Genomic DNA, 9185 nt, shown 5'->3' with positions numbered 1-9185 from the left:
TCGCTTATACTGTGTCAAAAAAGGGCTCAAGATGCTTATTTACTTCCTTATTTTTGTAAAATAAAGAAACTGCGTTTTTTCACCTATCTTTTCTTTGTCGAAGCGCAATCCAAGAAGATTTCGAATAGGCTCCTATTTTTAGGCTCCCCTGATTTTATATTTGTCGTGCTCTGCTCTAAAAATAAATGCATCTAAAATGAAAGACAGAAAATGAGACTTTGTATTGCACGTTTACTGTTCTTAGAGATTATTCAAAATCTCTTGTGCTCGCTGATACCTTAGACGGCTTGCAAAATCTACTGAACGGTGTGAATTCGCTGTTGCGCGGTGCTCACAATCTTCATGTACTCGCATGTACATTGCGGTTGCTGTGCGCCGCCGTGCGCCTTAACCTCCCACCCTCGCTACGGTTTTACAAGCATTCTTTTGTCAAAAACGCGCTCAAAATGCTCATTTACGCTACGTAAACTAGGCTTTTCGCTCATTTTTTCATCAATTGAGCGTCGCTCAAGAAGATTTGGAACAGGCTCTTAAAGTAACTAACCTTTGCCGATTTGACTAAAATCAAGCTCTACTGGCGTAGCACGACCAAAAATGGAAACAGAAACCGTCAGACGATTCTTCTCATAATCAACTTTTTCAACGGTACCATTAAAATCAGCAAAAGGGCCATCATTAACACGCACCGACTCACCGGGCTCGAACAATGTTTTCGGACGTGGTTTATCACCTATCTGTTGCAGACGAGCCATGATCGCATTAACTTCTTTGTCACTAATTGGCGCCGGGCGATCAGATGTACCCCCAATAAATCCCATCACTCTGGGTACGCTACGCACTAAATGCCAACTAGTTTCATTCATTGACATTTGTACTAATACATAACCTGGAAAAAATTTACGTTCACTTTTACGACGTTGACCCGAGCGCATTTCAAGCAATTCTTCCGTCGGAACCATGATTTCGCCAAACTGATCTTCAACTTCCTTCAATTTGATATACTCACGTAACGATTGAGCTACGCGACCTTCAAAACGGGAAAACACCTGAACGACATACCAACGTTTTTTGGGTGCTTCAGACATCTTATTAAAACCTCAAGCCAGTAATAAACGAGACTAAGTGGATAAGAATACCATCAAGCCCCCAAAGGATCAGTGACATCACCGCAGTGACCACTGCAACGATTAACGTAGTTTGCAGGGCTTCCTGGCGCGTTGGCCAAATTACTTTACGCATTTCAGTACGAGCTTCGCGAGCAAACCCGACACTCGCTTTACCTTTCACTGTGACTAACGCCAGCGCGCCAGCAAGAGCAATGATAATTACTACAGCCAGTGCACGCAACGGAAGAGAAATATCACGATAATAATAATTACCAACAATAGCAGCAACCAATAATATAGCAACGAACAGCCATTTAATAGCTTCCATGCCACTACGGTTACGTTGAGCTTCTGTGTTCAAAATCATTAAATCAACCTGTCAGCTATGAATAAAGTAACAAACCCAGTGCCTTTCTAAAAACCTATCCGAAATCTTTTGTGCTCACTGATATTTTGTCGAAAAAGGACTCAAAATGCTTATTTAACCATGTAAAAGGCACTTCTTTACCCATTTTTTCCTCGTCTGTTCTTCTTCGCTAAAGAAGATTTTGAACAGGCTCTTAGATTTAAGAAGGATGTGAAGGGAGCCATCCGTAGCCGCTTTTACAAATCTGGCGCTTGCTTTATTTTACAGACCCGCCTACGGCATTTTTTTGACGGCATAACCCCCGCGTAGTTTTTAATATTCTGAATGCATTTGATATAGAATCTCTACGAACCTTACTTTTCTTGAATGCACCTTGTATTAGAAAAAACAACACACAATAGAGCAAATTCTGATTTCAGAATGGCATAAAAGGGCACCAAATGATGCCCTTTTATAACATGCGAGTCAAACAATGCTCGATAATTCTGGAGCGGGCAGTGGGAATCGAACCCACATCATCAGCTTGGAAGGCTGAGGTAATTGCCATTATACGATGCCCGCATTACATAATTCCTGCTGTAGTAGTACTAAATATTCATTCTCGATATTTTTTTGCTAAACCCTTCATCAATTTAGCGTAGTTAAACAGGATATTGCTACACAACTATGCCACTACATTAGGCAAGTGTTCAAAATTGAACTTGGTGGTGGGGGAAGGATTCGAACCTTCGAAGTCGATGACGGCAGATTTACAGTCTGCTCCCTTTGGCCGCTCGGGAACCCCACCTAAACTTAAATTCTTTTATGGTGCCGGCACCAAGAGTCGAACTCGGGACCTACTGATTACAAGTCAGTTGCTCTACCAACTGAGCTATGCCGGCTTCAATTGGAGCGCATTCTAGCAGTACGAGCGAGCTATGCAACAAAAAAATGATCTTACTTGTTTTTTTGCTCATAAAGCAAACAAATAATGATTTATCGATTAACTAACAAACATAAATCCATCTTCAGCCAATCCGAAATTTTGATCTAAGAATCTATTCGAAATCTTCTTTAGCGATGCTTAATTGATGAAAAATATGAGTGAAAAAACGCAGTAGCTTTTTTACATAAACAAGAGAGTAAATGAGCATTTTGATCCCTTTTTTGACAAAATATCAGTGAGCGCAAGAGATTTCGAATAGGCTCTAAGAAAATATATGAAAGCATTAATTATTATAATTTCTATCACTCCGTTTCAGCAACCTTGCACTAGCATGGGTATTTCCTTGAGATTGCTCAAATAATATTGTTTTATTATCCAATAAATAGAAGGTAGGACGACTAATAACTAACTGATTATAAAATAATAGGTTAAGTACTTCATCTTCCATATTGGCGGTTGTGTTAGAGGTTACTTCCTCTTTAAATATATTGTTTTTGGTATCAACAAGACTCAATGTTGAATCTCTATTAAATTTCAGCACTGCTGCTTGATCATACACTTCAGAGGAAAATTTAATGACGCGCCCAATGATACTAACGCGAGAATTAATATGATATTGGTCATTTTGTGTTGAGAAAAAATAATTATTTTTCCAATAACCATTCAGTTGATGCATTGGATTGTAGTACGCATAAAGAATGCCTAAAAATGCGCCTAATAAGTATCCTGAACCGATAGCGGTTAAATAAAAAGCAATCATTTTTTTAAACATGTCAAACCACCTTTATAGGGTTCACAAACTAAATAACTATTATCACTATTTTTCTTTAGTAATAGATAAGGTGGCTTTCTATAAGTGCGTAAAAAATCAGCATCTCTATCTTTATCCAAATTAATCAGAATAGGTAGACTTTGCGATTGCAGAGAAAGAATATTAATTTGATTGCTATTAAAAAAATAAGGATGTAAAACAAAATACAAATAAAAAAATTCCAACACCGATGAGCCATGTAAAAAAAGAGAGCTCATTAATATTTACTTTTTCTGTTGATTTTTTAACTATCCTTGTAGGTTCTTCTGATATTTTTCTCGAATCAAAATTGATCATTTTTGGCTCTACTGCTAGACAATATCCTTTTTTCGGAATAGTAAGAATAAGCTCGTGTTTTTTATCATCGATGGCATTAGGCAAATTACTAATTGTTTGTGTTAATGTATTTTCGGTAACGTAACTTCCTGCCCAGATAGATTGTTCTATTTTCCTGCGCGAAACGGGCTCTGGATAGTTTTCACAAAGCAGCTTAAGCATTTCTGATTCTTTATTTCTCAGTTTTACTTCTCTACCATCTTGTTCAATCGTACGAATTTTTTGACAAAAAGAAACCTCTCCAATAAATATTTTGTCCATTAGTTTTTACCCATAGCTAACAGCACGCAATGTATGTACATTTCTATACTAACTGAGCCCGTTTTTTTTCTAAATGTCGAAATAGCCAGCTGATTATTATAGAAATTAATATCAATAAAATCAATCACATGAACCATCTTGAATAATTTTTATATAACATTATTTAATATACGTTTACAATTACTGAATAATAACATAAATATATTTAACCAATAAGAAAATACAATAATTTACTTAAAAACTAAAGAAATAATCAGTAAATATATAACTAAAATTGATGTAATTAAAAAATTAAATTCCACTAATAAAAATATTTAATAAATACAAAAAACAAACTTAAATAATAAATGTATTTTTTATATAATTTGTATAACTTAAAAAATTTAACAATGGAAACATAACTTATTTTTTAATAAATTTTCTTAAATTAGATAAACTATTTTTATTAAAATACCAGTCAATATAAAAAATAATTAAAATTCTTATGAAAGAAGATAAATACTATTCCAGATATGGCTAAATAGGGACCAAATGCAATTGATTTATTTGTTATTTTTGTAAAAATCCTTAATGAAATATATCCAATGATACCTAAAAAAGAAGAGATAAATGTTAAAAATGGAATAATCTCCCAACCGAACCATGCTCCGAGCGCTGCCATTAATTTAAAATCACCATATCCCATACCTTCTTTTCCTGTTAGTTTTTTTATTAACCAATAAGTTAACCAAAAAAATAGATATCCAACAGTTGCTCCAATTACAGCTGAAGACAAAGATGTAAACATACCCTCTACATTTACTAATAAACCACACCAAAGCAAAGGTAATGTGATGCAATCAGGTAAAATTCTTTTATCTAAATCAATAAATGCTAGCACAATTAATGACCAAGCTAAGATTAATGCCGCAATTTTTGGCCATATGCTGTCATTCTCAATCATAATAAAAACTGTAATTATAGCTGTCAGCGTCTCTACTATGGGATAACGTAAATTAATTTTATTATTACAGCATCGGCTTTTTCCCTTTAAATATAACCATCCCAAAATAGGCATATTATATATGAATAATATTTTTCCATGACAGTGAGGACATGATGCCCCAGGAACGAATAGGTTATATTTTTCTTTTTTTTCATCATGTACTCTTTCATTCCATTGTTTGCGTAAAATAATAGGAACTCGATGTATTATAATATTTAAAAAGCAACCAATACATAATCCAAAAATAGATACAAAAATTAAATACGGATAAAAATTCCATTCAATCATAATTTTTTCCTTCTAAATTAAAGTTATCATGCTACATTAGATCTCCCCGACAGAAAATGGCTAAGAAAAACATCATTCCTTTTTCTATATTTATTTTAAAAATACTAATCCCATAAATAGTATCTAAATCAATAACGCTAATAAATAATTGAAAAATATATTTTTTATTTTTTCTTTCGATGAAAAATCCGTCCGTGGAAATAAATTATTTCAGCTGTAAACTATCATTATTGCATGACTAACATCCTGCTCTAAATAATCGATGTCACGTTAGATAGTAACTAATTTTTCAAATATTTTTTCACTTTTGAATGTAGCTCGCAATATTTGATAAACCGTTATATTTATTATTGAGAAGATGGCTATTGCTAGTAACTCTCCAACAGAGTAAAATCATATAGACGAGCATATCTCATCGTTTTTTAACATAAATTTTTAAAGTAAAATTTGACTCAAAATTGTCTACTTTTTATACATACCGACTCTAAGTAAAACGAAATATTTATGATTAATATTTTCTCCGCACCATCGCCAATACCAGTGCTGGCTCGTCATATGATCACTTCCATTAACCCAAGCATTATTTAATAATAAAAATTACTATAGTAAAGACCAAACCATAATCATGTGCGATTTTATTTATCAGCATTAATATTTCTGCTGCTATTGACAGTCTTTTATATGGATAAGTTTTTCTACTACTATCAAAAAAACTATAGCAAGTAAGATAATAATTACAGAAAGAGAAAAGGTGAGGAGTACTAATGAATAAATTAAATCCTGCTTTATTTTTTATATTTTGTGATTTCCCTATATAGTCAAATAAACGATTTCCTCCCAACTAGAGATAAATAATATATTTGATGGATTATAATGTATCACACTGCCTGAACCTGCATTATCATTTAATTGAAGTAATAACAGCACAATTTATTTAGCAAAAATATGTTTAAGTGGGGTGATTTTATTTAGACTTTCTTTTCTATCTAAAACAATACTAGTAGAAGCTTATATTTTTTAGCCGGCATCACCTTTAATATATTATTTGCTAACTCTAATATGACATAACCATGTATATTAAGTACGTTTAGAAAAAATTGATAATATTTATTTTTATCTAATTTTTCATAACTACGCACAGAAATTAACCCATTATTTTTTGGCTCTATAATTATATTTTTATTTAATTTTTTACTTACTGTATTTATAAATTATTTTATATCAGTATCTTTAAATTTTACTAAGAACTCTTCATATAAGAGGAAAAACAGGCAATGCGTAGTTTTTCTATTAATGAAAAAAGCATTGCCTCTCCTCTCCTCTCCTCTCCTTAATTATTAATAAATCAACATACGTTCGAGATAATAAAAACTCTCAGTTGTATATTAATTATTTGATTGATGATATCCGTTAAAACGGTCATGACATTTGCTATTCATAGAGGAGCGTAATAAGCTAGTATCTAACCGTAACCCATATCTATTGATGGTTTTTATAATACCGCTAGGGATACCGAATTCATCTAATAATATTCTAAACTTATGGATTAATTGATGATAATTATTATCTGATATACCTTTATGATTTTCATACCATACTACCTTAATAATGTCTTGCTTTCTATTGACATCATTAAAAAGACACATTACCAATCTTTTTTGTTTTTCATTTATATTGATGGTTAATTTTTTTCCGTGAAAATGGATTTTATTCATGCAGCAATCCACAGAAATTTCGGAGCCATAATCTATGATATCTTTACCATTGATATCAATGAGCTTGCTCTCGGTGACTACAGATACAGTATCGATATACATAATTCACTCCCTAATATTAAAAAATCAATAAATTACATTTTAAAATAGTATAATCATTGATATATAATAAATTCGACAATAATTATTATTCATATTTATAATAAAAATCAAATAAAATTATATAGTTAAATAATATTTAATTCTAAAAAATAATATTTAATCTAATTATAGGAATAAAAATATATTATTATATTCAGCTAAATATATAAAATAAATGAATATATAATTAAGTTGATTTATTAAAATAAATGATTAATTACTGTAAAACATATAAAAATAAAGAATTATAAAATATATTTGACTCGTTTTTTTTAAAAGATAAGAACGATTTTGCTACTTATCATCTCTGATCTCTGATTTATTATTAAATAATTATTATAAGTCATCTCTAAGAGCCTATTCGAAATCTTCTTCAGTGATGGAAAATTGAGGAAAAAATAAGCGAAAAAACGCAGTTACCTTTCATACTTAATGAAGAGACTAAATAAGCATTTTGAGCTCGCAAGGTATTATGCTCACTTGTTAACTGCCCTAACCTCGCTAAAGAAAACTTTGAATAGACCCTAGGATGTTAAAATAAGTAAAAATAATATTTTCTATTATTAATAAATACTTTTATTTGTCAATCATAAAATCTCAACCATGTATATTATACATATTTACTTTATAATACAGGTCAATCTAAAGTTAATATTTAAAATATATAATACAAATCACTTGCTGTAATTTTTCATGGATGGAATCACTTCACTCTCAATAAAAAACTCAAGCAATTTTTCATTAATATTATTGCAGAGACTTTTTAGTCAATCATCTTACGAGCCTGTTCCAAATCTTCTTGAAAGATACTCAAACGAGGAAAAAATGAGCGAAAAAGCGCAGTTGCTTTTTTTGACAAAGCATTAGCGAGCACAAGAGATTTCAATCAGGCTCTTAAACAAGTTATCATTACTCTGTATTAGGGGGAGGAGGAATCGTCGAGATAACAGTATAATCGGAAAGTTATTAATCAGAAGTTTATCCTAACCAATATCCCAACGATAAAGTTTGTTTAATAAATTGAGTGACTCATTTTAAATTTAAGCATGCACACTGAGCTTTGGTGTTTAAAGTAACTGACTTTTCTATTTTTTCAACACCCATAAAAAATGAGCTACATTGATATCCAAGAATACCATAGTGCTTTGAAGTGACGATAAGCAACTAATACAAGCAGTCCTTCATTATATTTAAATTTTCGTTTTATTATTCGTTCAAGCTTCTATTGCTAGCCGCAACTTTTTCATGGCATTTTTTTCTAACTGCCTGACACGTTCAGCAGATACACCATACTGATTAGCAAGTTCTTGCAGAGTCGCTTTGTTATCATCATTTAACCACCGCGCCCGGATGATGTGCTGACTACGTTCATCTAATTTTTCTAATGCGAATGACAATTTGTCGACGGCGTGATTATCCCAATTATCTTCTTCAACATCCCCAGCAAAATCAGAGTTTCTATCTTGCAAATATAGAACAGGAGCCACTAATTGACCATCACGCGTATCATCATCCGGTGAAAGATCAAACGTCATATCCTGTGCAGACATACGTGATTCCATTTCATGAACGTCTTTTTTGGACACGCCTAGCTCTTTGGCAACCATTTCTACTTCATCTTGATTAAACCAGCCTAAGCGTTGCTTAGATTTACGTAAATTAAAAAATAATTTTCGTTGAGCTTTAGTCGTCGCGACCTTTACTATTCGCCAATTACGTAGAACATATTCATGAATTTCCGCTTTGATCCAATGCACCGCAAAAGACACAAGACGCACGCCAATAGCAGGGTTAAAACGGCGAACCGCTTTCATTAAACCAATATTACCTTCTTGAATTAAATCAGCTTGCGGTAAACCATAGCCAGAATAGTTACGAGCAACGTGCGTAACAAAACGCAAATGAGATAATATCAATTGCTTAGCTGCACTTAGATCACCGTGATAATGCAACCGTTCTGCTAATTCCTGTTCCTCTTCTGCCGTCAGCATCGGATAGGTATTACTTGTCCTAATATAAGCGTCCAGACCACCTTGTGATATTAAGGCTAAAGTTCGTATTTCTTTGCTCATTTGAACCTCTCATAGCAATAGCATATGTACATTTCCCGTGCATATTAGACTTTTACACTGCCGGTCATATTAGCATGCTTAAAACCAAATTCAAGCGTTGAACAATATTAACCCAAATATCGAAAATTAAGGAAATCGATGTAGCTTAGCTACCTATTAGAGATCGCCAAAGTTCACT

Annotated in this window: 8 protein-coding genes and 3 tRNA genes; all 11 read right to left on the bottom strand. The window is 32.5% G+C overall.

Annotated features, from left to right (window positions below; all coding sequences use genetic code 11):
* Positions 1 to 539: 539 nt before the first annotated feature.
* The 11 genes from nusG to rpoH all read right to left on the bottom strand — a co-directional run bounded on the left by nusG (position 540) and on the right by rpoH (position 9007).
* The gene (nusG, locus tag REG_RS09115; protein WP_006705372.1) at positions 540 to 1085 is read right to left on the bottom strand and encodes a transcription termination/antitermination protein NusG; all 546 of its coding nucleotides are present in this window, start codon (positions 1083 to 1085) and stop codon (positions 540 to 542) included.
* 4 nt (positions 1086 to 1089) lie between these two features.
* Positions 1090 to 1473 (bottom strand): preprotein translocase subunit SecE, encoded by a 384-nt coding sequence (gene secE, locus REG_RS09110; RefSeq protein WP_006705371.1) that lies wholly within the window; start codon positions 1471 to 1473, stop codon positions 1090 to 1092.
* Between the two features lie 486 nt (positions 1474 to 1959).
* Positions 1960 to 2034 (bottom strand) — tRNA-Gly (locus REG_RS09105).
* Between the two features lie 141 nt (positions 2035 to 2175).
* Positions 2176 to 2260, bottom strand: a tRNA-Tyr gene (locus REG_RS09100).
* 18 nt (positions 2261 to 2278) lie between these two features.
* Positions 2279 to 2354: transfer RNA gene (locus REG_RS09095), tRNA-Thr, on the bottom strand.
* Between the two features lie 327 nt (positions 2355 to 2681).
* A complete protein-coding gene (locus tag REG_RS09090) occupies positions 2682 to 3170 on the bottom strand; it encodes a hypothetical protein (RefSeq protein WP_006705370.1) in 489 nt (162 codons plus the stop codon).
* A gap of 177 nt (positions 3171 to 3347) precedes the next feature.
* Positions 3348 to 3806 carry a winged helix-turn-helix domain-containing protein gene (locus tag REG_RS10880; RefSeq protein ID WP_050749378.1) on the bottom strand — a complete coding sequence of 153 codons (459 nt, stop codon included), beginning with the start codon at positions 3804 to 3806 and terminating at the stop codon, positions 3348 to 3350.
* A gap of 457 nt (positions 3807 to 4263) precedes the next feature.
* Entirely contained in the window at positions 4264 to 5079 is an 816-nt protein-coding gene (locus tag REG_RS09075; protein WP_006705369.1) for a prepilin peptidase, read from the bottom strand.
* 986 nt (positions 5080 to 6065) lie between these two features.
* Positions 6066 to 6248: a hypothetical protein gene (locus tag REG_RS14710; RefSeq protein WP_339739661.1), complete on the bottom strand. Its 183-nt coding sequence runs from the start codon at positions 6246 to 6248 to the stop codon at positions 6066 to 6068.
* A gap of 216 nt (positions 6249 to 6464) precedes the next feature.
* The gene (locus tag REG_RS09070) at positions 6465 to 6896 is read right to left on the bottom strand and encodes a winged helix-turn-helix domain-containing protein (protein WP_006705368.1); all 432 of its coding nucleotides are present in this window, start codon (positions 6894 to 6896) and stop codon (positions 6465 to 6467) included.
* 1253 nt (positions 6897 to 8149) lie between these two features.
* On the bottom strand, positions 8150 to 9007 hold the full coding sequence (gene rpoH / locus REG_RS09065; protein WP_006705367.1) for an RNA polymerase sigma factor RpoH: 858 nt from the start codon (positions 9005 to 9007) through the stop codon (positions 8150 to 8152).
* Positions 9008 to 9185 lie beyond the last annotated feature (178 nt).

It is taken from the genome of Candidatus Regiella insecticola LSR1, from assembly GCF_000143625.1.
In the GTDB taxonomy this organism is placed as follows: domain Bacteria; phylum Pseudomonadota; class Gammaproteobacteria; order Enterobacterales; family Enterobacteriaceae; genus Regiella; species Regiella insecticola.
This window is presented reverse-complemented; position numbering and strand designations above follow the sequence as displayed.